Raw genomic sequence first — 1,331 nt, forward strand, 5'->3', positions numbered from 1 at the left:
GCCGCGGCAGCGCGCTCGGAATGCGGGCGGGTCTGGACGGGGCCTTCGGCGGGGATTCCGTTTCCGAGGGGCCTGCGCGGGGATCTGCTCGACGACGAGGTGCGCCCCCGCGAGGGCGGTGCCGTCGCGGGCCACCTCGAAGGCGAAACCGAGGGCGTCGGGAACGACGCCCGCCAGCTCACCGACCCGGACGGTCACCTTCGAGACGGCGGCCGTCCCGTCCGCCCGGGCCAGCTCGTCGGCCCGCTCGATGATCGCGGTCGCGATCGACAGTTCGTGCACGGCCGGCTCACGGGTAGCGGTGGCCGGCGCGGAATCCGCCGGACATCCGCCAGATCCGCATCTCCCGCCTCAGGCTGGGCCACTCCCAGGCGAGCAGGGCCAGGACCACACCGCCCACCAGGACGGCCTCGGTCTTCAGCACCCGCTGCCCGCTCATCCCGCCCCGCCTGCGCGCGACGGGTCTGCAACGTGCTCGTTTCATTGCGGCGACTCCCTGCTCGTCCTCATCACGGTATTCATCCCGGCGAGATGTTCGGCATGGTCTCCGCGAGGGCGTCATGCCGTTTCCAGTGGATCCCGGTGGAGCGGCGCGCGTCGGCGGTGCCGTCCTCGTGGTGGCCCTTCTGCCGCTCGCGCGGTCCCTTGTTGCCCTGGTGCAGGCCGGCGACGTGCCGGGGTGTGTCGGGCTTCGCCTGTGGCCGGCCCACTCTGATGTTGCCCATGGGGTGCTCTCCTTCCTCGCCTCCGCCTTGCGGAGTGCGTGGCTATGGCCGCTCGGTGAGGTCCTCGAAGAACTGCTCGACGGCCGGCCAGATCCGGCCGCCGCCTGACATGCCGCGCCACTCCCGGCGTACGACGGCGATCATCCGGTAGCAGTCGTCGATCGGCACGATCCAGTGCTCGTCGAGGCCGTGGACGGTGTTCACCAGGAGGGCCTCCACCTCGGGTTCCACGGTTGCGAGCTGCGGACACGTCCCGGACAGCTCCTGCCAGGCTGCCGTGTCCACCTCCCACCGCATGGCTCCCGCGGGGCTCGGGCCCTCGGCGGTGACGGTGCCGTCCGCCCGGGGCACGAAGAAGACCAGGCCGACGGGTACGCCCAGGACGGCCGTGTCGACCTTGGGCAGCCGGAGCCGGCGCCGGGGCACGAGCCGGTACTGGCCGTCCCCCGCCGCCGCGTCGGCGAACAACACCGAGCAGGGGCCGCAGACGCAGCGCACTTCTTCCTGGCCGGTGTCGTACAGGTGCTTCCGCGCGTACGACCTGCTGAACGTCCTGATGAGCCCCAACGCCGGCCCCTCGGCCCTGGACACGGTCCTGTCCGTCAC

4 protein-coding genes are annotated in these 1,331 nt (G+C 72.1%); all 4 read right to left on the reverse strand.

Features of this window, described 5'->3' with window-relative positions; genetic code table 11:
- A partial coding sequence (locus ABZ281_RS49530) for a hydrogenase maturation nickel metallochaperone HypA (RefSeq protein WP_356665432.1) occupies positions 1 to 282 on the reverse strand: 282 nt, incomplete at its 3' end.
- 7 nt (positions 283 to 289) lie between these two features.
- The gene (locus ABZ281_RS49535; protein ID WP_356665434.1) at positions 290 to 439 is read right to left on the reverse strand and encodes a hypothetical protein; all 150 of its coding nucleotides are present in this window, start codon (positions 437 to 439) and stop codon (positions 290 to 292) included.
- A 79-nt stretch (positions 440 to 518) separates the two neighbouring features.
- Complete coding sequence (locus tag ABZ281_RS49540; RefSeq protein ID WP_356665436.1) at positions 519 to 725, reverse strand: hypothetical protein; 207 nt, start codon at positions 723 to 725, stop codon at positions 519 to 521.
- A 42-nt stretch (positions 726 to 767) separates the two neighbouring features.
- Positions 768 to 1,331 (reverse strand): DUF5947 family protein, encoded by a 564-nt coding sequence (locus tag ABZ281_RS49545; protein WP_356665438.1) that lies wholly within the window; start codon positions 1,329 to 1,331, stop codon positions 768 to 770.

This window comes from Streptomyces sp. NPDC006265, from assembly GCF_040613555.1.
Taxonomy (GTDB): Bacteria; Actinomycetota; Actinomycetes; order Streptomycetales; family Streptomycetaceae; genus Streptomyces.